Raw genomic sequence first — 22,438 nt, 5'->3', positions numbered from 1 at the left:
GCCTCGCCCATCCTGCGCCATCTTTTGTGGCGCTCGACCTGATGGCGGGTCAAGAACGGGATGTCCTCTTGACGCTGCCTCACAAGCCTGAGCATGTATGTCCCGACATTATACCGTGGCCCGGGGCTGCATCGCCAGCCTGAAATGCCCAAGCGAAGACAAGTGCCAAATGCTGCTGCTGATCGACAACTACGACTCGTTTACCTACAACCTGGTGCATTATCTGGGCGAACTTGGGGCCGAAATGGTCATTCGCCGGAATGATGCGCTGGATGTGCAAGAGGCCATGGCGATGAATCCCGCCGGTATCCTGCTGAGCCCCGGCCCCTGCGACCCGGATCAGGCGGGAATCTGTCTTGCCCTGACCGAAGCTGCGGCCGAGACCAAAACTCCGCTTTTGGGTGTATGCCTAGGGCACCAGACCATCGGGCAATCTTTTGGCGGCAAGGTCGTGCGCTGCCATGAGATCGTGCATGGCAAGATGGGCACCATGAACCACACCGGCAAAGGTGTTTTCGCTGGGCTTCCTTCGCCCTTTGAGGCCACGCGCTATCACTCGCTGGTGGTTGAACGCGAGAGCTTGCCCGACTGCCTTGAGATTACGGCAGAGCTGGAAGACGGCACCATTATGGGGCTGCAGCATAAAGAGCTGCCCATCCACGGTGTTCAGTTCCACCCGGAATCCATCGCGTCCGAGCATGGCCACGCCTTGCTCAAGAACTTCCTGCAAGAGTTGAAAGTCCCCGCATGAGCGACGCCCTGAAACCGCTGATCGGAGCGTCCGCCGACCGCCCTCTGACCCGTGCCGAGGCCGAGCAGGCCTTTGCCATCCTTTTCGACGGTGAAGCCACGCCCAGCCAAATCGGCGGTCTGTTGATGGCAATGCGCACACGCGGCGAAACGGTCGAGGAATACGCCGCCGCCGCCGCCGTGATGCGCGCCAAATGCAACGCGGTGAAGGCACCCGAGGGCGCGATGGACATCGTCGGAACGGGCGGTGATGGCAAGCACACCCTCAACATTTCCACCGCGACGGCCTTTGTGACTGCCGGGGCCGGTGTGACGGTCGCCAAACACGGCAACCGCAACCTCAGCTCGAAATCGGGGACTGCTGATCTGCAGTCGCAGATGGGGATCAACGTGATGGTCGGCCCTCAAGTTGTTGAAAAGGCGATGAATGAGGCCGGTATCTGTTTCATGATGGCCCCCATGCATCACCCTGCGATCGCCCATGTCATGCCCTCGCGGCAGGAGCTCGGAACCCGTACGATCTTCAACATTCTCGGGCCGTTGACCAACCCTGCGGGCGTCAAACGCCAGCTCACCGGTGCCTTCACGCGCGATCTGATCCGACCTATGGCCGAAACGCTGGGCCTGCTGGGGTCCGAGCGCGCGTGGCTTGTACATGGCTCGGACGGCACGGATGAACTGACGATCACAGGCATAAGCTGGGTCGCCGCTTTGGAAGACGACCGCATCAAGGAGGTCGAACTGCATCCCGAAGATGCCGGTCTGCCCGTCCATCCATTCGAAGACATCGTCGGCGGCACACCGGAAGACAACGCCGTCGCGTTCCGTGCCTTGCTCGACGGCGCGCCCTCGGCCTATCGCGATGCGACGCTGTTGAACGCAGCGGCCGCTCTGGTCGTTGCTGATGCCGCGACAAGTCTGCGCGAAGGTGTTGAAATGGCTGCTGAAAGCATCGACAGTGGCAAAGCAAAAGAAAAAGTAACCGCGCTGGCGCGGATCACACAGGAAGCCGCATGACCGAGACCGTTCTGGACAAAATCAAAGCCTACAAGCTGGAAGAAATCGAAGCGGACAAGGCACAGAAAGCCCTGGATGAGCTCGAAAGCGAAGCCAGAAACGCACCCGAGGTTCGCGGCTTTGCCGAAGCTCTGCGTAAAGCCGCCCGGTCTGGCTATGGCCTGATTGCCGAGGTAAAAAAGGCCAGCCCGTCCAAAGGTTTGATCCGGCCAGACTTTGACCCCCCGGCTCTGGCAAAGGCCTATGAAGACGGCGGCGCAGCCTGTTTGTCGGTTTTGACCGATACGCCCAGTTTCCAAGGTGCGAAAGAGTATCTGACCGCCGCGCGTGCCGCGACCAACCTGCCCGCGCTGCGCAAGGATTTTATGTATGACCCTTATCAGGTCATCGAGGCACGTGCCTTGGGCGCCGACTGCATCCTTATCATCATGGCCTCGGTCGAGGACACTCAGGCCGCGGAGTTGGAGCAGACAGCGTTTGACTGGGGTATGGACGTCCTGATCGAGGTTCACGATCAGGAAGAGCTGGAGCGCGCAACAGAACTCAAGAGCCCACTGATCGGGATTAATAACCGCAATCTCAAGACCTTCGAGACCACTCTGGATACAACGCGCCGCCTGTCCAAGCTGGTGCCCGGCGATCGCACCATCGTCTGTGAAAGCGGCTTGAGCACACCCGAGGATCTGGCGGATATCGCTCGCTACGGCGCGCGGTGCTTCCTGATCGGCGAAAGCCTGATGCGGCAGGATGATGTCACCTCGGCCACCCGCCACATCCTCTCCAACCCGCTGATCCCCGGAGTGATGTGATGCCGCTCACCCATTTTGATGCCCAGGGACAGGCTCATATGGTCGATGTCTCGGACAAGGAGGTGACCGACCGCGTGGCCGTGGCCGCTGGTCACATCAAGATGGCCCGGGAAACCTTTGATTTGATTTCAGAAGGTCGCGCTAAGAAAGGTGACGTTCTGGGTATCGCACGGCTTGCGGGGATCATGGGGGCCAAGAAAACCCCGGACCTGATCCCGCTTTGCCACCCCCTGCCGGTGACCAAGGTCGCGGTCGAGTTGACGCTTGACCCTGACCTGCCCGGCGTTCAGATCGAGGCAACCGTCAAGACCTCGGGCCAGACAGGCGTTGAGATGGAGGCCCTGACCGCCGTGTCGACTGCAGCGCTAACAGTCTATGACATGACCAAGGCAGTCGACAAAGCGATGGAGATCGGCGGTATTCGCGTTTTGCTGAAAGATGGCGGCAAATCAGGGCGTTACGAAGCGACATGATCACTGTCGAAGACGCCCGCGCCCTGCTTTTTGATCTGGTTGAAACGCTTCCCTCAGAAACTGTCCCTCTGGCCGAGGCCGCAGGTCGTATCCTGTCGCAGGACGTGAGCGCAACGCGCGATCAACCGCCTTTCGCGGCCTCATCCATGGATGGCTATGCAGTCAAGGCGGCCGAGGTCGAACTCCACGCCATGTTCAAGCTGGTGGGTGAATCGGCAGCCGGAAATCGCTTTGACGGCGCGGTAGGTCCAGGTCAAGCCGTGCGGATATTCACCGGTGCGCCAGTGCCGGAAGGTACTGATTTTGTTGTGATTCAGGAAGATGTCGACCGTAAGGGCGACCTAATCACCATCAGCGATGACCCCGGTAAGAAAACCAACATCCGACCTGCTGGAATTGACTTCACCAAGGGCACGACAATCACCGCCCCGCGCGTGATCCGCCCTGAAGACATGGCGCTTATGGCGGCGATGAATATCCCTCAGGTCCCCGTAACACGGAAACCTCAGATCGCGTTGATCTCGACCGGGGATGAGTTGGTGATGCCCGGAGAGGTTCCGGGTCCGGATCAGATCATCGCGTCGAATACGTTCGGTTTGAAGGCGCTGTTGGAGCGTGAAGGCGCGCATGTTCGCATCCTCCCCATCGCGCAGGATACCGCATCGTCGCTGGAAACCGCCTTTGGGCTGGCCAAGGGTGCGGATCTGGTGGTCACGATCGGAGGGGCATCTGTCGGCGACTATGATCTGGTCTCCGACGTCTCCGAGGCGTTGGGCATGGATCGGTCCTTCTACAAGATCCGGATGCGGCCGGGTAAACCTCTGATGGCCGGTCGCATGGGGGATGCAGCGATGGTCGGATTGCCTGGAAACCCAGTCAGTGCAATGGTTTGCGGCTATCTATTCCTTATTCCTCTGGTACGGCGAATGCTGGGGCTGGAAGCTGTTCTCAACCCGTTCAAAACAGCCGTACTGGCCGAACCGCTTGCAGCCAATGGTCCGCGTGAACACTACATGCGCGCTATCGTCGATGAAAACGGCATTCGGGCATGCGCGGATCAGGACAGTTCCTTGCTGAGTGTTCTGGCCGACGCCAATGCTTTGCTGACGCGCCCTCCCGAGGATCCGGCCTTGCCCGAAGGGACCCAAGTTCACTACCTGCCGCTGTAGAACATCCTCAAAATCGTTGACACAAAACGTGAACATGCGTAGAACAAATGCAAACGCATAAGCGACGAGGTATGAGCGATGCTGACCAAGAAGCAGCTGGATTTGCTGGAATTCATCCACAAACGCGTACAAGCAGACGGCGTTCCGCCCAGCTTTGACGAAATGAAGGCGGCGTTGGACCTTCGATCCAAATCCGGCATTCACCGTCTGATCACCGCGCTTGAAGAACGCGGCTTTATCCGGCGTCTGGCGCACCGCGCCCGCGCGATTGAGATTGTCAAACTTCCAGAGAGCTTAGGCGGAGAGCCCACGGCGGGCTTCACCCCCCGCGTGATCGAGGGCGACAAGCCCGAAGGCCCGCGCCCTGCCAATTTCGAGCCGGTCTCGGTCGACGCGATGGAACTGCCAGTCATGGGCCGGATCGCAGCCGGTGTTCCGATCGAGGCGATCAGCCATGTCTCACACCACGTGGCGGTGCCCGGCCCGATGGTTTCGGGCCAGGGGTCGCATTACGCACTTGAAGTACGTGGAGATTCGATGATCGACGCGGGGATTAACGACGGCGACGTTGTGGTGATCCGTGAGACGTCAACCGCCGACAATGGCGATATCGTTGTTGCTTTGGTCGAAGATCAGGAGGCGACGCTGAAACGGTTCTTCCGCCGTGGCAAAGCCATCGCGCTTGAGGCCGCGAACCCCGCCTACGAAACCCGCGTTCTGCCGCAGGAAAAGGTCAAAGTTCAGGGCCGTCTGGTCGGATTGATCCGGACCTACTGATTGCCAGCATTCGAGCGGGTCCCCGTGGATTTCGGGGACCACAGCCGATTGCCAATCATCTCGGCGCTTGAGGTAATTTTGCCGCCTGAGATCGACAGACTTCCTGTCTCATACAGCCGATCCGGGTCGAAAATGGTGCAATCTCCACTGAGCTTCAAATCGACGGAAGACACAATAATCTGACCGGTTTTGCATTCGTCAAACTCAAGCGCCGCGCGTTTGCCGGTGAGGTGGATCACCTCTGCCCCAGTCAGAGCGATCCTTTGAACCCGATCCGCATGGCCCGGCCATCGACTGGCCGCCAGCTCTTGTGCCAGACCGTCTCCGTCATTCTCAAGCCAGACCGTGGCCACGAATCCGCTGCCCTTCTCTTTGCTGAGCGCGCGGCCCTCAGTGGTCATGACGCCGACCAGCCCACCGGATTCGGCGATCAGAACCTCAGGCCGGTTACCCGAAGTCCAAAGCGCGAAGGCCAGGACCACCGGAGCCATCCCAACCCATCTCGCTCGGCCTTGCCACAAAGCAAGCCAGAGCGCCCCTAAAGCGATCATGGGCAGAACAAACCAAGGCGGACCAACCACATAGCCCTGAGATCCGTCCAACCCGGACACCCACTCCGCGATCATCAAAATCCAACGCAGTCCCAGTCCCATAACGTCAAGCGCGATCCACTCCAGTCCGAAAGGCGACAACAGCGCCGCGACAACGGCCGCGGGGACGACGACGGACCCCATGACCGGTACAGAAAGCAGATTCGCAAGTAGACCGTAGTGCGACATCGTATTGAAATGCGCCGCTCCGATTGGTGCGGTCGCAAGGCCAGCGATGGCTGATGACATCAGAAGGCCAATAGCGGCTTTAGACCATTTCTGCCCGGGCATGGGCCCGAAATCACGCAGCGCTCCGAACACAGCGACCAAGGCGGTGGTCGCCGCGAACGACATTTGGAAACCGGGGCTGAGCAAGGTTTCGGGGCGCAGGGTCAAAACGATCAATGCGGCCACCGCGACGGCCCTGAGTGAAATGGCGCGACGGTCGATCAGAACTGCTCCGAACATGACGCTGACCATGACAAAAGCCCGCTCTGTCGCGACGTTGCCGCCGGACAGCATCAGATAGATCACAGCCGCGACCAGCGCACATCCAGCGGCAAGTTTGCGGACGGGCAAACGGAGGGCTAGCGCGGGGATCGCAGACAACCCAACGCGGCAAATCATGAAAACAAACCCGGTCAGCAGCCCCATATGCAGGCCTGATATCGCCAACAGATGCGCCAGGTTTGACGCGCGCAGCGCATCGAGCGTGTCTTCCCCCATGCCGCTCCGGTCTCCTGTCGTGACGGCGGCTGCGAACCCTCCGACCTCGTCCGGAAGATGGGCGCGCACGTGGTCCGAGATTGCTATGCGAATGGCCGAGACCCGAACGCCCTGCAACGCGTCCCGCGGCGGCGCAATAGTCATCACCGGAACCCGCGTGTACCCTACGGCACCCAGCCCCTGAAACCAGGCGTGACGGCGGAAGTCGAACCCTCCGGGCTCGACAGGGCCTTGCGGCGGGGACAGATGCGCCGTGGTCATGATCCGTTGTCCCGGCGCGATGGGCCCGACCTCGGAATGAACGGAAAGACGGATGCGCTGCGGACGTCGGTGCTCTGGCACGTCCCCTACCCGCACCTGATCCAACGTCAATCGCAGCGCATCCGAGGCGGAGCGGTCCATGGCGACGACCCTCCCCTCGACAGGGCCATAGTATCGCCATGACAGAACCGGTTCCGCCACCATGTGGGCGCGGGCACCCGCAAGCAAAAAGCCAGCCGCCACCAGCACCCCCCCGATTGCCAACGCGCCCCATCCGGCAGGCAACACACGACTCAAGCCGATCAAAGCCAATCCTGCGACGGCCAGACCCAGGTACAAAGTTCCCTCTGGTTCGAACCGCAATCCGAAATAGAGACCGATCCCAAGGGCCAAACACACCGGAGACCACGGAAACAAAAACCCGATCTGGTTTAGCAGCGCCAACCGGACCTGTGCGAGAACACGCATGGTTGCCCCCGTCCTTGAGGCTCGTTAGACAGGCGCCAAGCTAAGCCCATCGCGGTTACCAAAAGGTTAATCAATACAATGTCCGATCAGGTCGTCACCCGTTTCGCCCCTTCGCCTACCGGTTTTCTTCACATTGGCGGCGCGCGTACTGCGCTGTTCAACTGGCTCTATGCGCGTGGACGCGGCGGTAAGTTCCTGTTGCGGATTGAGGACACGGATCGGGAACGTTCGACCCCTGAGGCCACGGCGGCCATCCTGCAGGGGATGGAGTGGCTGGGTCTGGATCATGACGGAGATGTCATCAGCCAGTTTGAAGGGGCTGAGCGTCATGCCGAAGTGGCACATCAGCTTCTGGCCGAGGGCAAAGCCTATAAGTGTTTCTCGACCCAGGACGAAATCGCGGCCTTTCGTGAGCAGGCGCGGGCCGAGGGTAAATCGACCCTGTTCCGCAGCCCATGGCGCGATGCCGACCCGGCCACGCATCCTGATATGCCCTTCGTGATCCGCATCAAAGCCCCGCAGGACGGCGCCACGGTGATCCGTGACCAAGTGCAGGGTGACGTGACCATCCGGAACGACCAGTTGGACGACATGATTCTGCTGCGCTCAGATGGGACACCGGTCTATATGCTCGCGGTTGTGGTGGATGATCACGACATGGGGGTGACCCATGTGATCCGGGGCGACGATCACCTGAACAACGCCGCGCGCCAGATGATGATCTATGAGGCGATGGGCTGGGATGTTCCGGTTTGGGCTCATATCCCACTAATTCACGGGCCGGATGGCAAGAAGTTGTCGAAACGTCACGGGGCCCTCGGCGCGCAGGAATATCAGGCGATGGGCTACCCCGCCGCAGGGATGCGCAACTATCTGGCCCGCCTCGGCTGGAGCCACGGCGACGACGAGTTCTTTACGGATGAACAGGCCAAAGAATGGTTCGATCTGGGCGGAATCGGCAAAAGCCCGGCGCGGTTCGATCTGAAAAAGCTCGAGAACCTGTGCGGCCAGCATATTGCGATCTCAGATGATGCTGCGCTGCGGCATGAAATCGAAGCATACTTGGCGGCGGCCGACCTGCCACCTCTCTCAGAAACACAATCCAGTGATCTGGAAAGCGCGATGTATTGTCTCAAGGACCGCGCTCGGACTTTCCCGGAACTGCTTGAAAAAGCGCATTTTGTACTGACCTCGCGCCCCATCGAGTGCGATGAGAAAGCCCAAAAGGCACTCTCATCTGTATCCGATGGTATACTGAGTGAATTGACGCCGCAGCTGCAAAATGTTAGCTGGTCCCGGAACGAGCTGGAGGAGGCTCTGAATTCCTTTGCAGAAGCAAAGGAGGTCAAGTTCGGTAAGCTGGCAGGCCCGCTTCGGGCGGCATTGGCGGGTCGGGCAGTCACTCCTTCGGTTTTTGACATGATGCTTGTGCTGGGGCGCGACGAAACCCTGGCGCGGCTTTCTGAAGCAGCGGATTAAACCCAATCTTCATATTCGGGTAACGCTGTACCGCTAACACACCCGGGCTGCGCGCCCGCGCGCAGTCATTGCCCGCAGGTCAGGGCGATGAACTGACCTGCGCACAAATGAAGAAGGGACAACCATGACTGATAGCAATAAGACAGCAACTCTGACCGTCCATGGCAAAGAGTATGAGTTGCCCGTTCACTCTCCAACTGCTGGGCCTGATGTTGTCGATATTCGCAAGCTCTATGGTCAGGCAGGTGTGTTCACCTACGATCCCGGCTTTACTTCGACCGCCAGCTGCGACAGCACCATCACCTATATTGATGGCGACAAAGGTGAGCTACTGCACCGTGGCTACCCGATTGATCAACTGGCAGAGAAATCCCACTTCCTCGAAGTCTGTTATCTGCTTCTTTACGGAGAGCTGCCGGTCGCAAAAGATCTTGAAACCTTCGAATCCACGATCACACGTCACACCATGCTGCACGAACAGATGCAGTATTTTTACCGCGGCTTCCGTCGCGACGCGCACCCGATGGCCATCATGGTTGGTGTTGTCGGCGCGATGTCGGCCTTCTATCACGATTCGACCGACATCTCGGATCCGCATCAGCGCGAGGTTGCCTCGCACCGCCTGATCGCCAAGATGCCGACAATTGCGGCCTGGGCCTACAAGTATCACACGGGCCAGCCCTTCGTGTATCCGCGCAACGATCTGGACTATGCGTCGAACTTCCTGCGCATGTGCTTCAGCGTTCCGGCCGAAGAATATGAGGTGAACCCGATCCTCAGCCGTGCAATGGACCGTATCTTTACCTTGCACGCCGATCACGAACAGAACGCCTCAACCTCGACCGTGCGTCTGGCATCGTCTTCGGGCGCGAACCCGTTTGCCTGTATCGCTGCCGGTATCGCCTGCCTCTGGGGTCCGGCGCATGGTGGTGCGAACCAGGCCTGTCTTGAGATGCTGGAAGAGATCGGCACCGTCGATCGTATTCCCGAATACATCGCCCGCGCGAAGGATAAGAATGATCCATTCCGCCTGATGGGCTTCGGTCACCGGGTTTACAAGAATTTCGATCCGCGTGCGAAGGTCATGAAGCAATCGGCGGATGAGGTGCTGGATCTGCTGGGTGTTGAAAACAACCCCAAGCTTCAGGTCGCAAAAGCGCTGGAAAAACAGGCGCTGGAAGATCCGTATTTCGCCGAGAAAAAGCTGTTCCCGAACGTGGACTTCTATTCGGGCATCATCCTCGAGGCGATGGGCTTCCCAACCTCGATGTTCACACCGATCTTCGCCCTGTCGCGCACTGTTGGCTGGGTTAGCCAGTGGAAAGAGATGATCGCCGATCCTCAGAACAAGATTGGCCGCCCGCGTCAGCTGTATCTAGGCGAAACACTCCGCGACTACGTGGATATCGAAAAGCGCTGAACCGCGCGTCAAACCAAACAGAACCAAGGCTCCGGACGTTCTCCGGGGCCTTTTTTGATCCTGAGTTGTTGTAGCGCTGCGTCACTTGCCCCGTCGGTTTTTGCACCTGCTTCTCTCAGCCTAAGACCATGGATATGGTCTCGTGAAATTGTAGAAACCCTGTGTTGCGATGGTATGTCGGTTCCTTCAAATAGCCTTTCTGGCGTTCTTTGCCTTTCCGGCGTCTGGCTTGGCGCAAGGGATTCTTGAGGACATTTTCAAACAGATCCAGCGCGAAAACGCGGCGGGTTCTCTGGCAATTTTAGGCCTTGCTGGCATCCCTGATGACTCAGCCAGTGCGATCTCGCTGCAATCGAACACGGGAAACCGCGAGTACGACTTCAAATCCGCGCAATTGGGCGGGGGCTTTCGGCTGAGCGAAGGCGTACCCATCTACCTTGAAGGCTATATCGGCTATGCGCGCTATGACCCGGTCCTGTTCTTCTCTGGCTCCGGCGAGACCACCACGTTGCCGCTCAAATGGACGAGCGCCGCTGTAACAGGCGGTATCGGCTACCAGTTCGACCTGGGAGAGCGCTGGAAACTGACGCCCATGGCGCATATCTCGATCGGGCGCACCCAATCTGACACGTCAGTCGCCGCTCAAGTGATCGCCGAGCGGCTTGGCATAGAAGCTGATTTCCTCGAAAGCGGCGGTCTCTGGGCCGGAGGTGCCGGCGGTTCCCTGACGCTGGACTACGCACGCCCTCTGACCAATGACCGAGAGTTCGAGATGAGCCTCCGCTACACGCATATCGAATACTGGCCCATTGGTGACGACGAAGACCTCCTCGTGCAATCGACGGCTGCAAATGCAGTGCTTTGGTCACGGTACCGGTTTCCGACAGGCGGTCGGATGTTTGGCCGACCGGTGCGTTGGGTCGGGGATCTGTCCATCTCTTACCTGGTCGGGGATCAGTCGATTGTTCTGGGCACAGATTGGCTGGCACGCGTCGGCGGCGGGATCGAGGTTGATCTGTCCGACACCTGGGTTCCATGGGTGAGCACCACTCGGATCATGGTCCGCTACTACGGCAGCGACACGGTCAACGGGTTCACAGCCGGGATCGGCATCAGCTTCTGACGCGCGGTCTAAAACAGGCTCATCTGATCGCCCGGCTGTGCAGGTTTTGCGAAAAGATCCCGGCGCAGATCTTCGGATTTTACCTTCAGACCCAACCGTTTGACGGCCACCTTGAAGCGTTTTGCGATCAATTCGGCATATTCGCCTTCTCCCCGCATCCGGTGACCCCAGCGTGGGTCATAGTCGCGACCTCCATGCATCTCGCGCAGCCGCGCCATGACCTTTTCGGCCCGCGCGGGTTCATGTTCGGCCAGCCAGTCCTGCCACAGCACCGAAACCTCTCGGGGCAGACGCAGCATGATCCAGCTCGCGGTGTCAGCGCCGGCCTCATGCCCGGCCTCCAGCAAGGTCTCCAGCTCGTGATCCGTCAACCCGGGCACAACGGGCGAGGTCATCACCCGCACCGGCACCCCTGCCCCGGTCAGACGTCGGATGACCTCCAACCGCCGTTTGGGGGACGGAGCTCGCGGCTCCATCCGTCGAGAGAGGCCCGCGTCCATAGTTGTCAGGGATATCCCGGCGCGAACTAACCCCAGCGCTGCCATGGGCGCAAGAATATCCAGATCCCTCTCGATCAGTGTCCCTTTGGTCACGATCGCTATGGGGTGGTTGAAATCCCTCAAAACCTCAAGACAGGCGCGCGTGATCCCGCGTTCTTTTTCAACGGGTTGATAAGGGTCGGTGTTGGTGCCCAAGGCAATCGGCGCGACTTTGTAAGAGCGCGCGGACAATTCCCTGCGCAGCACTTCGGCCGCATTGCCACGCGCGGTCAAACGGGTCTCAAAATCCAGCCCTGCAGACAGCCCTAGATAGGCGTGACTGGGCCGTGCGAAGCAATACACACAGCCATGTTCGCACCCGCGATACGGGTTTATCGAGCGGTCAAACGGCAGATCGGGCGAGCGATTATAGGTGATCACACTGCGCGCCATCTCGTCCCGAATCTCGGTTCTCAGAAGCGGTTGATCTTCTTCGATGTCCCAACCGTCATCCGTCTGGACCGTGGCAAATTTTTCAAAGCGACCCGCTTCATTGGATGCGGTCCCTCGAGCGCGGATATTGGTTTGAGGCTGCATTTGTTCACTCTTCGTTCTCACTGTATTGATACGCGAATACTGAACGCCAGGCAACCACCCCTTGTTTTAGCTAACCTGAGCCAGACACAGGATGATCATGCATATTATTCTGTCGCCCGATGCCGATTTTTGACATAAACGTCGGTCCCGAAACCGCCGAGGTCGCAATCGTCACAGTAAATCTGCGACGTTTTGGCCAAAACGAAAAAAATGCCACCCCGGACCAAGGGTCCGCACAGCTCAGGAAAACACCCCATGTCCGACGAAGAAGACATCATCCTGTCCGAACTGAACGACGAAGAGCTTGTTGAACAGATGTTCGACGATCTCTACGACGGCCTGAAAGAAGAGATCGAAGAAGGCACCAACATCCTTCTCGAGCGCGGCTGGACCCCCTACGACATCCTGACCAAAGCTCTGGTCGGCGGCATGACCGTGGTTGGCCACGACTTCCGCGACGGCATCCTGTTCGTCCCCGAAGTTCTGCTGGCCGCCAACGCCATGAAGGGCGGCATGGCGATCCTGAAGCCTCTGCTGGCTGAAACTGGCGCACCGCGCGTTGGCAAGATGGTCATCGGCACCGTGAAGGGCGACATCCACGACATCGGCAAGAACCTTGTTTCGATGATGATGGAAGGCGCAGGTTTCGAAGTTGTCGACATCGGCATCAACAACCCGGTCGAAAACTACTTGGAAGCACTGGAAAACGAACAGCCCGATATCCTGGGCATGTCCGCCCTGCTGACCACCACCATGCCTTACATGAAGGTCGTGATCGACACGCTGGTCGAGCAAGGCGTTCGCGATGACTACATCGTTCTGGTCGGCGGCGCGCCTCTGAACGAAGAATTCGGCAAAGCCATCGGCGCGGACGCATATTGCCGTGACGCGGCTGTGGCTGTTGAGACCGCCAAGGACTTCGTCTCGCGCAAGCACAACCAGCTGGCGGGATAAGAACTCCGTTTTAAGTTCTGAAAGGGCCGCTCGATTTCGGGCGGCCTTTTTGTTTCAAACCGCGTTTTAGGGCAAAATCACCCGGACCAGCCAGCCAGAGGACCCCGGAATGTCAAAAAGCCAACATCCCGATGACGCCAGCCTGACGACCGATGGATATGACGAAACTGGCAAAGGTCGTATCCTGTTGTTGGCCTGCGGGGCCTTGGCGCGCGAGATTCTGGACCTCAAGACCCGCAACGGCTGGGACCATATGGACCTGACCTGCCTGCCCGCGATCCTTCATGTCCACCCCGAAAAGATCACTCAGGCCGTTGAGGACGCGATTGCCAAGCATCGTGAGCGCTACGATCAGGTCTTCGTCGTCTACGCAGATTGCGGCACCGGCGGCCTGCTGCAACAGGCATGCGACCGGCTGGGTGTCGAGATGGTCAAAGGCCCGCATTGCTATTCGTTCTTCGAAGGGAACGAGGCCTTTGCCGCTCAGGGCGAAGACGAGACAACCGCTTTCTACCTGACCGATTTTCTGGCCCGGCAGTTCGATGCCTTTGTCTGGAAACCACTGGGTCTGGATCGCCATCCCCAGCTGCGAGACATGTATTTCGGGAACTACACCAAACTGGTCTATCAGGCCCAAACTGATGATCCCGCGCTGACGGCGCGAGCACAGGAATGTGCCGAGCGTATGGGTCTGGATTTTGAGCGTCGCCTGACCGGCTATGGCGATCTGGAGACCACGTTGACCGATTGGGCGACTAGAACGCGCTGACGCTACGCCTTCTCCTGTGCGACTTCGCGGATGCGTTCGATCATCGCCCTCAGACCGTTCGACCGCTGAGCGGACAAGTGGTCATTCAGGCCCAGCCGCGCCAACTCTCCGCCGGCGTCGACCTTGATCACCTCAGAAACCGGCAAGTCATTGTAAAGAAGACGCAAAACCGCAATCAGACCACGCACGATTAGCGCATCGCTATCCCCATCGAAGCGAAACACGCCGCCGTCGATCATCGGGTGCAGCCACACCTGGCTGGCGCAGCCGTCCACTTTGGTCGCCGGAACTTTGAGCGCATCGTCCAGCGGCTCCATCGCTTTGCCCTGTTCGATCACATGGCGATAGCGGTCCTCCCAATCTTCGAGGAACTCGAAATCTTCGACAATTTCTTCAAAGGCGGGCGTTGCCATGGCGCGGCGGTCCTTCTGTTTCATTCACAATTGTGACCTATGCCGACGATAGCCCCCTGTCCAGCCCTCGCCGTGGCTTTTCAAGGCAGGGAAATTGCGCTAACCCATTGCGTGAATGACTGTTAAAGCCGTGGGTCCATGCAAAAATCACTGTCTCTTCTTATCATCGCCGCGTTGACCCTGTCTGCCTGCAACAGCTGGCGCAATTCGCGGGCGAACCCGTCTAACTGGTTCGGATCCAGCCAGCCCGCTCCAGTCGAAACCGCTCCGGTGGATGAGGCCTATGCGCTTGTCCCAAAACAGCGCGAGGGCATCGGCCTGTTTGACCGGCCCGAGGAAGAAGACACCAGCGTTCCGATTGCGAAGATCGACGAACTGCGGATCGACGCAACACCCACCGGCGCAATCGTCTACGCCTCGGGCACGGCGCAACGCCAAGGCGCGTTCAACGCCCGTCTGGTTCCCGTGAATTCGGAAGAAAACCAGAAGAACGGCGTGATGGAGTTCACCTTTCTCGTGAATTACCCCAAGTCGCAGACTGCGCAGGGTACTGAGCGTTCGCGCATGGTGTCCGACGCCATCAACGTATCCCGGCAAGAGCTTGAAGGCATTCGTTTGGTCCGTGTCGTTGGGCAGCAAAACGCCCTGGAATCACGCCGCCGTTAAACGATCAGAGGGGCACGACCTTCACGTTTTGCCCTTTTGCTGCCAGTGCGATCTTGCCTTCGCACAGCTTCAGTGCATCCTCACCGAACACCTCGAACCTCCAGCCGGTCATAGAGGGAAGGCCGCGCTCGCCCGCTGCGATCTGGTCCAGTTCTGCGCTGGTCGCGATCAGCTTTGCCGCCACGCCCGAGCTTTCGGTTTTCGATTTCAGCAGCACCCGCAACAGATCCGCCAACGCCGGGTTCACCTTTAGCTTGTCGCGGCTCGTGTCGACCTTGGGCAGTTGTTCGGGCGGACAGTTCACACCCTTTTTGACGGCCGCCAGAATGCCTTCTGCAATCGCCCCCTTGCGCGCCTCTCGCAGCAACAGGCGCGAGCCGCCAAGGTCTGATGGCGTTTTGGGTTTGGTGGAGGCCAGCTCGATCAGCGCGTCATCCTTGAACACGCGGTTGCGCGGGATGTTGTTGTCCTGTGCGTGAGATTCGCGGAACTGTGCCAGCTCCCGCACAACCGCCAGAAACTTGGCCGAATTCGTCCGCGTTTTAACACGCTTCCACGCATCCTCGGGCCGGATGTCATAGGTGCCAGGCTGGGTCAGTATGCGCAGCTCCTCGGACACCCAATGGCTGCGCTTGGTTTTCTCAAGCTCAGCCGCGAGATGTTCGTAGATCTTGCGCAGGTGGGTCACATCGGCCAGCGCATAGGTCTTTTGCGCATCTGTCAGAGGACGCCGCGACCAGTCGGTAAAGCGCGAGGTTTTATCCACCCCTTGCTTGCAGATCTTGCGCACCAGCGTCTCGTAGCCGACCTGTTCACCAAAGCCACAGACCATCGCAGCAACCTGCGTGTCAAACAGCGGCGTTGGGAACACTTGCGCATCGACCCAGAAGATCTCAAGGTCCTGACGTGCGGCGTGGAACACCTTGACCACGCTCTCATTCCGGAACAGCTCATAGAGCGGCTCAAGCGAGATTCCTTCGGCCAGTGGGTCAACCAGAACGGCACTGTCTTCATCCTCAGAAGGGACCGCCAATTGCACCAGACACAGTTTTGAATAGTAGGTCCGCTCGCGCAGAAATTCTGTATCTACAGTGACATAGGGAAAAGAAGCAGCAGCCGAGCAGAAATCAGCCAGCTCTTGCGTCGTTGTCAGAGTTCTCATGCGCCGTACTATTCTTGTTCTTTGTGTGACTGCCCGTTTTTCTACCGTCCCGAGCGTTATCGGCGACCATAGGACGAATTTCCGCCGGGTGTAAATCACCCAAGGGCGATCAGGGCAGCATAAGAACGGACCTGTTGCCTTCCGCATACCGCCGCAGCACCGGCGGGTAGAGCTGATGCTCATAAACCAGCACTTTGGCGGCCAGGCTGTCGGGGGTGTCCTCGGGTTCAATGGCGACCCGCGCCTGCCCCAGAATTGGGCCATCATCCAGCGCCGCGGTGACCTCATGCACGGTGCAGCCATGTTCGGCATCCCCTGCTTCGATCGCGCGGGCATGGGTGTGCAGGCCTTTGTATTTCGGCAGCAGCGAGGGGTGAATGTTCAGCATCCGCCCCTGAAAGCGCGAGACGAAATCGCCGGTCAGAACTCGCATGAAACCGGCCAGACATACAATATCGGGTTGCGCGGCCTCAAGCGGCTTCAGTAACTCCGCCTCAAACGCCGCTCGATCCCCTTTAAAGGGGCGGTGATCAACCACAGCCGTTTCAATGCCGCGATCCCGCGCCTTTGCCAGACCACCGGCCTGCGCGTCGTTGGACAGAACCAGACATGGGCGCGCAGGGTGGTCTCCGGTCATGCTGTCGACCAGAGAAACCATGTTTGACCCGCCGCCGGAAATCAGGATCGCGACGCGCTTGTGGCTCACAGCAGTTTGCCCGAATAGGCCACGCCAGCCTTGTCAGTCACGGTGCCGATGCGCGACACGGTCTCACCCGCCTCAGCCAGCAAAGCCGTCAGCGCGTCGGCCTGATTTGCGTCGCAGACCACGATCATGCCGATGCCGCAGTTGAAAGTCTTCAACATCTCAGCTTCGGCAATCCCGCCAGTTTCGGCCATCCAACCGAAGACAGGCGGCAAATCCCATGCGTCCAGATCGATCTGCGCGCCCAGCCCTTCGGGCAGAACACGCGGCAGGTTTTCGGTCAGACCGCCGCCGGTGATATGAGCCAGCGCATGCACACCCCCGGCGCGGATCGCGGCCAGTGCAGGCTTCACATAAAGCCGCGTCGGCGTCAGCAGCGACTCACCCAGTGTGCCGTCGCTAAAGGGCGAGTCGGCCTCCCAGCCCAGCCCGGAAATCTCGACCAGTTTGCGCACCAAGGAGTAGCCATTGGAATGCACTCCGTCGGAGGCCAATCCCAACAGTACGTCGCCCGCCGCTACGCCGTCGGGCAGATCGGCACCGCGCTCCATCGCGCCGACCGAGAACCCAGCCAGATCGAAATCACCATCGGGATACATGCCCGGCATCTCGGCGGTTTCGCCACCGATCAGAGCACAACCCGACTGAGCGCAGCCTTCGGCAATCCCTTCGATGATCCGCGCAGCGGTATCGGTGTCCAGCTTGCCGGCGGCGAAATAATCAAGGAAAAACAATGGCTCAGCGCCCTGGCAGATCAGGTCGTTGACGCACATCGCGACCAGATCAATGCCGACGCCATCCACAACACCTGTATCAATCGCGATCCGCAGCTTGGTGCCAACACCGTCGGTGGCCCCCACCAGAATCGGGTCTTCATAGCCAGCGGCCTTGAGGTCGAACAGCGCGCCGAACCCGCCCAGACCGCTCATGACTCCGGGGCGATTGGTGCGTTTGGCAGCAGGCTTGATGCGGTCGACCAGAGCGTTGCCTGCATCAATATCCACACCCGCGTCGGCGTAGGTGATTCCGTTCTTGCCCGCTGTCATGGCCTATCCCTCATGAATGGTTTGCGGGCGGGTTAGTCGATTGTGCGCTTTGATGCAACGGTCAGGCTTGACGCGGGCGATCACCGTGGTACTCAAAGCGCTCAGGCGGGCCTGTAGCTCAATTGGTTAGAGCAGAGCGCTCATAACGCTTTGGTTGCGGGTTCAAGTCCTGCCGGGCCTACCAAATTCCGCTGTTTTCACTAAGAACGCCGCGCCTCTAGCGCCCTACGATGATGTCAGCACACAGCCCGCCCAGTCGCCCGCTTTTACCAAGGCGCAAAACGCCGCCATGGGCACGGGCGATGTCGGCCACGATGGCAAGGCCCAAACCAACACCGCTACCTTGGTTCTGATTGCGTGCAGGGTCCAAACGGGAAAAGGGCTTAACGGCCTCGGTCCGTTGTTCGGGCGGGATACCTGGCCCATCATCCTCGACCCGGATGCGTAGAGATTTGGGCGTCAGCGTCAGGCTGACATCCGCCTTGCTGCCATACCGCACGGCATTACCGATCAGATTCTCGACCGCCCGGCGCATGGCTGATGGTCGCAACATCGCTGTCCCCTGCCCGTCGACGGTAACCAGTTCCGCCTTATGACCAGCCCGTCTTGCATCGCTGACGATCTGCGTCAGCAAAGCTTCGGGATCGACCTCTTCGGGAGCACCTTCGGCAGCACCGCGTGAAAAGTCGAGGAACGCATCCAAAAGCGATTGCATCTCGGTTACGTCCTGCTGCAACGGCGCAGCCTCTTCTTCGGGCAGCATAGACAGGCCCAGTTTCAGCCGTGTCAGCGGAGTACGTAGATCGTGGCTGACACCCGATAGCATCATTGTTCGCTGCTCCATCTGCCGCTCAATCCGCGCCCGCATGTCGAGAAAAGCGTTGCCCGCGGCCCGAACCTCGACCGCGCCGCCGGGGGAATACGGCACCACCCGTCCGCGACCAAAAGCCTGCGCCGCATCCGCAAGCCGCGTAATGGGCCGCAGCTGGTTGCGCATGTATAGAAACGAAATCGAGGTCATGATGATGGCAAAGAAAACCATCGTCACAATCAACTGATGCGGCGCCGCAGGGGACAGACGCCGTCGATCAAAGGTCAGCTGCAACAGGCCCAGATGAGTGGGCATATAGAGGCGCGCCTCTTGCCCGCTGGGCAGGGCAACCGCTTCAAGGTCAGGCAATTCCGCCATCAGATCCGCCTCAACCTGTGGCGCTATAAAGTCGTACCACCTGCGCCGGCCGATTTCCGGCATCTCATCCGCGTCGAGGAACTGCATTTTCATCGACAAAGCGCTCAGATCAGGACGCACAGCAGCCAGCGCCTGTTGCCGGGTCTCAGCCTCGGCCATGGTCTGAGTGATCAGTCGGACCTCACGCGCGGCGGCTTGCGTCATTTGCGCGGTCACGTCCTCCAGATGCTTTTGCAGAAACGCGATGCCCACCACCAGCAGCAAGGCCACCACCGGCAGGACGAGAATCAGCGCGGCCCGGACATACAGGCCGCGCGGCATATAGGGTTTGAGCCATTGCGTGGACATGCGCTAAACCTAGCGGGCTGCCCGGGCAAGAGAAAGAGGACAGAATGCAGGCACCTGACGAATTCAACCCGCCGGCTGGCGTGGCCCAGGAGTTGGATCCGGGTTTGCGGCGCATTTTGGCTCCAAATCCTTCGCCGATGACGTATCGGGGCACAAACACCTATCTTCTGGGGACGCGGGATCTGGCGGTGATCGACCCCGGACCGCTGTGCGACGCGCATCTGGAGGCGATTCTGGATGCGCTGACACCCAATCAGAGAATCAGCCACATCCTCGTGACCCACACCCATCTGGACCATTCGCCTCTGGCTGCCCCGCTTGCGGCCCGTTCGGGTGCCCCGATTCTGGCCTTTGGAGGCCCCGAAGCCGGGCGCAGTGCGGTCATGTCCGACCTCGCCCAAAGTGGCATGGTGCAAGGCGGCGAAGGCATCGACACCGCATTCCGGCCGGATATCGAGCTGGCGGACGGAGAACGCATCACGGGCGACGACTGGCAGCTCGAGGTCATCCACACCCCCGGTCATCTGGGCAATCACATCGCGCTGGCCTGGGGCGATATCTGCTTTACGGCAGATCACGTGATGGGTTGGGCCAGCTCGCTCGTCTCTCCCCCTGACGGAGACCTCACCGACTTCATGGCGGCCTGTCATCGACTGCAACAGCGCGACTGGTCCGTCTTTCACGCGGGTCACGGCGCGCCGATCGAAAACCCTGCTGAGCGGTTGGAGTGGTTGATTCAGCACCGCTTGGGGCGAGAAGCGCAAATCCTGGCGGCGCTGGCAGAGCGACAAGGCTCGGCCCGGCAATTGGCTGAGCGTATTTACACCGAAACCCCGAAAGCCCTGCTGCCCGCAGCCGAGCGTAACGTCCTGGCGCATTTGATTGATTTGGCAGGAAAATCCAAAGTCACCTACGATGGCCCACTTGCGTCAGATGCGGTTTTCCAGCGACTTTCGTGAGCGCGTGAAAAAATTCAGATTTCTCGCGCTTCCCCTCTGGACGTCAAAAATCGGGGTTGTTATACGCCCCTCAGTTCCGGCGTAGCTCAGCGGTAGAGCAGTTGACTGTTAATCAATTGGTCGTAGGTTCGATCCCTACCGCCGGAGCCAATTTTCTCAGCAAAATCTGGTGAAATTGATCATGGTCCAGACGGACCAGAACTGCGCTTTGCTGATCGGCAGAAAAAACTTTTCATCCCCCACTGGACGCCGCGAAAACAGCTTGCTATACGGCGCGAACCGTTCCGGCGTAGCTCAGCGGTAGAGCAGTTGACTGTTAATCAATTGGTCGTAGGTTCGATCCCTACCGCCGGAGCCAATTCCCCCAAATCACCCCGTCAATGCGTCGGCAAACTGCGTGCGCAGGGTCCGTTTCAGCACCTTTCCTGTTGCGTTCAACGGCAAAGCGTCGATGAACACAACCTTATCCGGCACTTGCCATTTGGCGATCTTGCCATCAAAGAAGGACAGCAGTTCTTCCTCTGACGGCTCCTCTCCCTCGGCCTTCACGGCGACCAGAATCGGACGCTCGTCCCATTTGGGGTGCGAAACCCCGACCACTGCAGCTGTGGCGAGTTTTGGATGGGCGACTGCGATGTTTTCCAACTCAACCGAGCTTATCCATTCGCCTCCCGATTTAATGATGTCCTTTGACCGGTCGCGGATCGTCATGTAGCCGTCGGCATCCAGTGTTGCGACATCCCCGGTGGCGAACCAGCCATCCTGTAAAAGCGCCTCGTCCTGCATCTGGAAATAGCTGTCCAGTACCCACGGGCCGCGCACCATCAGGTCGCCCTGGGTTTCGCCGTCATGGGGCAAGTCATTGCCGTCGTCATCCACGATCTTCAGCTCGACCCCAAAGGGAGGCCGTCCCTGGCTTTCGCGCAGGCGGTGCTGCTCGTCGATCGGCAGGTCGCGATGTTTGGCAATCGGGACATTGGTTGTCCCCAGTGGACTCATTTCACTCATGCCCCAGGCGTGGACGGTGTCGACGTCGTAGACCTCACGGAAGGTCTCGATCATCGAGGGTGGACAAGCGGCGCCTCCGATCACGGTGCGCTCAAGACTGGCGAGTTTGCTGTCGGATTGCCCGGCATGGGCCAAAAGGCCCTGCCAGATCGTGGGAACGCCCATTGCGACCGTCACGCCATAAGTGTCGATCAGGTTGACGAGCGCCTCACCATGCAGCCCCGGCCCCGGCAGAACCATGCGCGAGCCGGACATGGCACAGCCATAGGGCGACCCCCAAGCATTGACATGGAACATCGGCACCACGGGCATCACGACATCCATCGCCGAATAGCCAATGACGTCTCGCGCGTTCGAGGCAAAGCCATGCAACACGGTCGAGCGATGCGAGTACAGCACCCCCTTGGGATGGCCGGTTGTGCCCGAGGTGTAACACAGGCCGGAGGCCGTGTTTTCATCCAAATCCGGCCATGCAAAATCGGCATCACCCGTCTCGATCAATTCATCATAGAATTGCAGCCCGTCGATCCGTGCGGCCGCTTCTTCATCACGGGGCCCCATCAGCACAAAGTGATGAACCTCGCCCAGCCCGTCTTGCAACGCCGCGACCAGAGGGATGAAGGTGGCATCAAAAAACAGAACGCGATCCTGGGCGTGGTTGATGATGTAGGTCAGCTGTTCGGGGAAGAGGCGTGGATTGATCGTGTGACACACGAAACCTGCACCCGAGGTCGCATAGTAGATCTCAAGGTGGCGGCGGTTGTTCCAGGCCAGGGTTCCGATGCGGTCCTGTGGGTCAAGCCCAAGCTTGGTCAGCGCCGATCCCAACCGGCGGGCGTTGCGCGCCACTTCGGACCAATTGGTCTGCGTTACGGTGCCGTCTGTTTCGACCGACACGATTTCCGTCTGACCGTGGTAGCGCTCGGCGTGATCAATAAGTGACGAGATCAGCAAGGGCTGCGTCATCATCTGTCCCAGCATGGACATCCTCCCTTTTTTGTTCAGGCCACGCTTTTGGCGACCATTCCGTGCTTTGAGTGATACGCGGGCCGGTGGCCGGGCGATCAATCATGACGGTTCATT

21 protein-coding genes and 3 tRNA genes are annotated in these 22,438 nt (G+C 59.4%); 16 read left to right on the top strand and 8 right to left on the bottom strand.

Going from position 1 to position 22,438, the window contains the following annotated elements; all coding sequences use genetic code 11:
- Positions 1–169: 169 nt before the first annotated feature.
- The 6 genes from ACR0C3_RS00870 to lexA all read left to right on the top strand — a co-directional run bounded on the left by ACR0C3_RS00870 (position 170) and on the right by lexA (position 4,995).
- A complete protein-coding gene (locus ACR0C3_RS00870; RefSeq protein WP_170459279.1) occupies positions 170–751 on the top strand; it encodes an anthranilate synthase component II in 582 nt (193 codons plus the stop codon).
- On the top strand, positions 748–1,767 hold the full coding sequence (gene trpD / locus ACR0C3_RS00865) for an anthranilate phosphoribosyltransferase (protein WP_480756687.1): 1,020 nt from the start codon (positions 748–750) through the stop codon (positions 1,765–1,767). The genes ACR0C3_RS00870 and trpD overlap by 4 nt, the downstream gene beginning before the upstream one ends.
- Positions 1,764–2,576 carry an indole-3-glycerol phosphate synthase TrpC gene (gene trpC, locus ACR0C3_RS00860; protein WP_480756686.1) on the top strand — a complete coding sequence of 271 codons (813 nt, stop codon included), beginning with the start codon at positions 1,764–1,766 and terminating at the stop codon, positions 2,574–2,576. The genes trpD and trpC overlap by 4 nt, the downstream gene beginning before the upstream one ends.
- Positions 2,576–3,049: a cyclic pyranopterin monophosphate synthase MoaC gene (moaC, locus tag ACR0C3_RS00855; RefSeq protein ID WP_170466778.1), complete on the top strand. Its 474-nt coding sequence runs from the start codon at positions 2,576–2,578 to the stop codon at positions 3,047–3,049. Before trpC ends, moaC begins: the two co-directional genes overlap by 1 nt.
- On the top strand, positions 3,046–4,218 hold the full coding sequence (locus tag ACR0C3_RS00850; RefSeq protein ID WP_480756685.1) for a molybdopterin molybdotransferase MoeA: 1,173 nt from the start codon (positions 3,046–3,048) through the stop codon (positions 4,216–4,218). The genes moaC and ACR0C3_RS00850 overlap by 4 nt, the downstream gene beginning before the upstream one ends.
- A 78-nt stretch (positions 4,219–4,296) precedes the next feature.
- The gene (lexA, locus tag ACR0C3_RS00845) at positions 4,297–4,995 is read left to right on the top strand and encodes a transcriptional repressor LexA (RefSeq protein ID WP_170373813.1); all 699 of its coding nucleotides are present in this window, start codon (positions 4,297–4,299) and stop codon (positions 4,993–4,995) included.
- On the opposite strand, the gene ACR0C3_RS00840 is transcribed toward lexA, so the two are convergent.
- On the bottom strand, positions 4,989–7,040 hold the full coding sequence (locus tag ACR0C3_RS00840; protein WP_480756684.1) for a ComEC/Rec2 family competence protein: 2,052 nt from the start codon (positions 7,038–7,040) through the stop codon (positions 4,989–4,991). The two genes, lexA and ACR0C3_RS00840, sit on opposite strands and share 7 nt — an antisense overlap.
- Before the next feature lie 78 nt (positions 7,041–7,118).
- Between ACR0C3_RS00840 and gltX the strand changes: the two genes are divergently transcribed.
- The 3 genes from gltX (at position 7,119) to ACR0C3_RS00825 (ending at position 11,062) form a co-directional block, all read left to right on the top strand.
- Positions 7,119–8,519 carry a glutamate--tRNA ligase gene (gene gltX / locus ACR0C3_RS00835; RefSeq protein WP_480756683.1) on the top strand — a complete coding sequence of 467 codons (1,401 nt, stop codon included), beginning with the start codon at positions 7,119–7,121 and terminating at the stop codon, positions 8,517–8,519.
- A gap of 124 nt (positions 8,520–8,643) precedes the next feature.
- A complete protein-coding gene (gene gltA / locus ACR0C3_RS00830; RefSeq protein WP_170373816.1) occupies positions 8,644–9,939 on the top strand; it encodes a citrate synthase in 1,296 nt (431 codons plus the stop codon).
- A gap of 229 nt (positions 9,940–10,168) precedes the next feature.
- The gene (locus ACR0C3_RS00825) at positions 10,169–11,062 is read left to right on the top strand and encodes an autotransporter outer membrane beta-barrel domain-containing protein (protein ID WP_419738028.1); all 894 of its coding nucleotides are present in this window, start codon (positions 10,169–10,171) and stop codon (positions 11,060–11,062) included.
- Between the two features lie 8 nt (positions 11,063–11,070).
- Here the strand turns inward: ACR0C3_RS00825 and ACR0C3_RS00820 are convergent, their stop codons facing one another.
- The gene (locus tag ACR0C3_RS00820) at positions 11,071–12,138 is read right to left on the bottom strand and encodes a PA0069 family radical SAM protein (RefSeq protein ID WP_480756681.1); all 1,068 of its coding nucleotides are present in this window, start codon (positions 12,136–12,138) and stop codon (positions 11,071–11,073) included.
- A 255-nt stretch (positions 12,139–12,393) separates the two neighbouring features.
- Here ACR0C3_RS00820 and ACR0C3_RS00815 point away from each other — a divergent pair, with 255 nt between their 5' ends.
- Together ACR0C3_RS00815 and ACR0C3_RS00810 are read left to right on the top strand one after the other, a co-directional pair.
- Entirely contained in the window at positions 12,394–13,092 is a 699-nt protein-coding gene (locus tag ACR0C3_RS00815) for a corrinoid protein (RefSeq protein ID WP_170373819.1), read from the top strand.
- 109 nt (positions 13,093–13,201) lie between these two features.
- The gene (locus tag ACR0C3_RS00810; RefSeq protein ID WP_480756680.1) at positions 13,202–13,861 is read left to right on the top strand and encodes a DUF1638 domain-containing protein; all 660 of its coding nucleotides are present in this window, start codon (positions 13,202–13,204) and stop codon (positions 13,859–13,861) included.
- Positions 13,862–13,863: 2 nt separating this feature from the next.
- Here ACR0C3_RS00810 and ACR0C3_RS00805 read toward each other — a convergent pair whose 3' ends face one another.
- Positions 13,864–14,274, bottom strand: a complete 411-nt coding sequence (locus ACR0C3_RS00805) for a SufE family protein (RefSeq protein WP_170526724.1) — start codon at positions 14,272–14,274, stop codon at positions 13,864–13,866.
- Between the two features lie 138 nt (positions 14,275–14,412).
- Between ACR0C3_RS00805 and ACR0C3_RS00800 the strand changes: the two genes are divergently transcribed.
- Complete coding sequence (locus ACR0C3_RS00800; protein ID WP_480756679.1) at positions 14,413–14,940, top strand: hypothetical protein; 528 nt, start codon at positions 14,413–14,415, stop codon at positions 14,938–14,940.
- Between the two features lie 4 nt (positions 14,941–14,944).
- Here the strand turns inward: ACR0C3_RS00800 and rnd are convergent, their stop codons facing one another.
- The 3 genes from rnd to purM all read right to left on the bottom strand — a co-directional run bounded on the left by rnd (position 14,945) and on the right by purM (position 17,851).
- Positions 14,945–16,102 carry a ribonuclease D gene (gene rnd, locus ACR0C3_RS00795; RefSeq protein ID WP_480756677.1) on the bottom strand — a complete coding sequence of 386 codons (1,158 nt, stop codon included), beginning with the start codon at positions 16,100–16,102 and terminating at the stop codon, positions 14,945–14,947.
- Between the two features lie 109 nt (positions 16,103–16,211).
- On the bottom strand, positions 16,212–16,808 hold the full coding sequence (gene purN, locus ACR0C3_RS00790; protein ID WP_170466747.1) for a phosphoribosylglycinamide formyltransferase: 597 nt from the start codon (positions 16,806–16,808) through the stop codon (positions 16,212–16,214).
- The gene (gene purM / locus ACR0C3_RS00785; protein WP_480756676.1) at positions 16,805–17,851 is read right to left on the bottom strand and encodes a phosphoribosylformylglycinamidine cyclo-ligase; all 1,047 of its coding nucleotides are present in this window, start codon (positions 17,849–17,851) and stop codon (positions 16,805–16,807) included. Before purM ends, purN begins: the two co-directional genes overlap by 4 nt.
- Before the next feature lie 107 nt (positions 17,852–17,958).
- Between purM and ACR0C3_RS00780 the strand changes: the two genes are divergently transcribed.
- A tRNA-Ile gene (locus tag ACR0C3_RS00780) sits at positions 17,959–18,035 on the top strand.
- A gap of 33 nt (positions 18,036–18,068) precedes the next feature.
- Here ACR0C3_RS00780 and ACR0C3_RS00775 read toward each other — a convergent pair.
- Positions 18,069–19,388, bottom strand: coding sequence for an ATP-binding protein (locus tag ACR0C3_RS00775; RefSeq protein ID WP_480756675.1), 1,320 nt, complete (start codon positions 19,386–19,388; stop codon positions 18,069–18,071).
- Positions 19,389–19,432: 44 nt separating this feature from the next.
- On the opposite strand from ACR0C3_RS00775, the gene ACR0C3_RS00770 reads away from it, so the two are divergent.
- From ACR0C3_RS00770 to ACR0C3_RS00760, 3 genes are all read left to right on the top strand, one after another.
- Entirely contained in the window at positions 19,433–20,347 is a 915-nt protein-coding gene (locus ACR0C3_RS00770) for an MBL fold metallo-hydrolase (RefSeq protein WP_480756674.1), read from the top strand.
- A 75-nt stretch (positions 20,348–20,422) separates the two neighbouring features.
- Positions 20,423–20,497: transfer RNA gene (locus ACR0C3_RS00765), tRNA-Asn, on the top strand.
- A gap of 133 nt (positions 20,498–20,630) precedes the next feature.
- Positions 20,631–20,705 (top strand) — tRNA-Asn (locus tag ACR0C3_RS00760).
- Between the two features lie 11 nt (positions 20,706–20,716).
- Here the strand turns inward: ACR0C3_RS00760 and ACR0C3_RS00755 are convergent.
- On the bottom strand, positions 20,717–22,336 hold the full coding sequence (locus ACR0C3_RS00755; protein WP_480756672.1) for a long-chain-fatty-acid--CoA ligase: 1,620 nt from the start codon (positions 22,334–22,336) through the stop codon (positions 20,717–20,719).
- Between the last annotated feature and the right edge of the window lie 102 nt (positions 22,337–22,438).

It is taken from the genome of Ruegeria sp. CK3 (assembly GCF_056536565.1).
Note: the sequence above shows the minus strand (reverse complement) of the source record. Positions and strands in the feature narration are given on the sequence as shown.

What these genes read in the sequence shown, in the direction of transcription:
- ACR0C3_RS00755 (WP_480756672.1), bottom strand. Translation starts at nt 22,336, where the DNA reads ATGCTGGGACAGATGATGACGCAGCCCTTGCTGATCTCGTCACTTATT.
- ACR0C3_RS00805 (WP_170526724.1), bottom strand. Translation starts at nt 14,274, where the DNA reads ATGGCAACGCCCGCCTTTGAAGAAATTGTCGAAGATTTCGAGTTCCTC.
- ACR0C3_RS00820 (WP_480756681.1), bottom strand. Translation starts at nt 12,138, where the DNA reads ATGCAGCCTCAAACCAATATCCGCGCTCGAGGGACCGCATCCAATGAA.
- ACR0C3_RS00870 (WP_170459279.1), top strand. Translation starts at nt 170, where the DNA reads ATGCTGCTGCTGATCGACAACTACGACTCGTTTACCTACAACCTGGTG.
- gltA (WP_170373816.1), top strand. Translation starts at nt 8,644, where the DNA reads ATGACTGATAGCAATAAGACAGCAACTCTGACCGTCCATGGCAAAGAG.
- ACR0C3_RS00850 (WP_480756685.1), top strand. Translation starts at nt 3,046, where the DNA reads ATGATCACTGTCGAAGACGCCCGCGCCCTGCTTTTTGATCTGGTTGAA.
- purM (WP_480756676.1), bottom strand. Translation starts at nt 17,851, where the DNA reads ATGACAGCGGGCAAGAACGGAATCACCTACGCCGACGCGGGTGTGGAT.
- lexA (WP_170373813.1), top strand. Translation starts at nt 4,297, where the DNA reads ATGCTGACCAAGAAGCAGCTGGATTTGCTGGAATTCATCCACAAACGC.
- trpC (WP_480756686.1), top strand. Translation starts at nt 1,764, where the DNA reads ATGACCGAGACCGTTCTGGACAAAATCAAAGCCTACAAGCTGGAAGAA.
- ACR0C3_RS00840 (WP_480756684.1), bottom strand. Translation starts at nt 7,040, where the DNA reads ATGCGTGTTCTCGCACAGGTCCGGTTGGCGCTGCTAAACCAGATCGGG.
- ACR0C3_RS00810 (WP_480756680.1), top strand. Translation starts at nt 13,202, where the DNA reads ATGTCAAAAAGCCAACATCCCGATGACGCCAGCCTGACGACCGATGGA.
- ACR0C3_RS00800 (WP_480756679.1), top strand. Translation starts at nt 14,413, where the DNA reads ATGCAAAAATCACTGTCTCTTCTTATCATCGCCGCGTTGACCCTGTCT.
- rnd (WP_480756677.1), bottom strand. Translation starts at nt 16,102, where the DNA reads ATGAGAACTCTGACAACGACGCAAGAGCTGGCTGATTTCTGCTCGGCT.
- ACR0C3_RS00770 (WP_480756674.1), top strand. Translation starts at nt 19,433, where the DNA reads ATGCAGGCACCTGACGAATTCAACCCGCCGGCTGGCGTGGCCCAGGAG.
- ACR0C3_RS00775 (WP_480756675.1), bottom strand. Translation starts at nt 19,388, where the DNA reads ATGTCCACGCAATGGCTCAAACCCTATATGCCGCGCGGCCTGTATGTC.
- ACR0C3_RS00815 (WP_170373819.1), top strand. Translation starts at nt 12,394, where the DNA reads ATGTCCGACGAAGAAGACATCATCCTGTCCGAACTGAACGACGAAGAG.
- trpD (WP_480756687.1), top strand. Translation starts at nt 748, where the DNA reads ATGAGCGACGCCCTGAAACCGCTGATCGGAGCGTCCGCCGACCGCCCT.
- gltX (WP_480756683.1), top strand. Translation starts at nt 7,119, where the DNA reads ATGTCCGATCAGGTCGTCACCCGTTTCGCCCCTTCGCCTACCGGTTTT.
- moaC (WP_170466778.1), top strand. Translation starts at nt 2,576, where the DNA reads ATGCCGCTCACCCATTTTGATGCCCAGGGACAGGCTCATATGGTCGAT.